The following is a 1,240-nucleotide window of genomic DNA, read 5'->3' as shown; positions in this document are numbered from 1 at the left end:
GGCTAAAAAAAGCAACCGAATATGAGCAAAAAAATAATATAAAGGGGGTTATATTAGAAAGTATCTAATTTAAAGGTGGTTTTGGTGAGTGGTGTCTAATTGCGGTTGGTTTTTTGAACAAAAACCTCTCAAAAGTGCAAAAAAAGCGCAATTTTGAGAGGTTGAATGGAACATGTTGAATATTATATTTTATTGATGTTCGGATTCAATTGTTCACAAACATGTCGGGCAAAACCGCTGCCAGCTTCGCTGTAAATGTTAAATGCCGCATCGACGCCATTCTCTTTCAGTGTTTCGAGCTGATCTGGATATTCGGCAATTGCCGCTATTTGACCTTTAAAGTTGCGTGATTTTAATTGTTCTAAGGCGGTTTGATTACCCTGGTGGTGAGGCATAGCCAAGATCACCAGTTTTACGTTTGCTGTGTCTAAAATTCGTTCCCAGAAATCCGGGTCAGTTGCGTCACCAGAAATAACGTTTCTGCCATGGCTTCTGTGGTTATGTGCCGCGTCTTCACGAACTTCTACACCTAAACTCACTTTGCCGTAGCGTGAGCGTAATTCGTCGTAGGCACCAGTACCAATGCGTCCCATGCCAAGAATTAGAACCTGAGCCCGACCTGGGTCAATTCGTTTGTCGCGTTGGTGGAGCTTCTCAGCAGCGTGCTCTTTTAACCAGCGACCTGATTGTTGATAAAGTTTGTGACCCGCTTTGTTGAGAGGTGCAGCGATTAAGAACGACAATGAAACGGCTATAGCCACTGCCACCAAGATGTCGCCAGACATCCAGCCCATCTTAAAAGCAAGGCCACCGACGATGAGGCCAAATTCACTGTAGTTAAACAGTGACAAAGAAGTGAGTAGGGAGGTTCGAACACGGAACTTGAATCGGTTTAGTACCAAGAAGTACAGAACGCCTTTCACTGGCAGTAACAATAAGAACAAGACTGCAAGCATAAAACCCTGAATAGTTGGCTGTTCTGACAAGCCAATATTCAAGAAGAAGCAGACGAGGAAAAGCTCTTTGAGGTTAAACAGCGACTTCGATAGCTCTGAAGCTTTTGGGTGACCGGCTAATAGCATACCTAGGATAAGGGCACCTAAGTCTGGTTTTACTCCTACAAACTGGAACAAGCCAGCACCAACAACTAATGCGAAGAAGATACCGAATAGCACCAACATTTCACCGTGCCCAACCCAATCGAGGACTTTGTAGAACAATGGGCGAAAGAAAGGCAAAG

1 protein-coding gene is annotated in these 1,240 nt (G+C 44.1%); it reads right to left on the bottom strand.

The annotated features are described in order from the left end of the window. Positions 1-182: 182 nt before the first annotated feature. On the bottom strand, positions 183-1,240 hold a 1,058-nt coding region (locus tag AB4653_RS19765; RefSeq protein WP_372105106.1), incomplete at its 5' end, for an NAD-binding protein.

It is taken from the genome of Vibrio sp. 10N.222.48.A3 (assembly GCF_041475345.1).
Taxonomy (GTDB): Bacteria; Pseudomonadota; Gammaproteobacteria; order Enterobacterales; family Vibrionaceae; genus Vibrio; species Vibrio tasmaniensis_A.
This window is presented reverse-complemented; position numbering and strand designations above follow the sequence as displayed.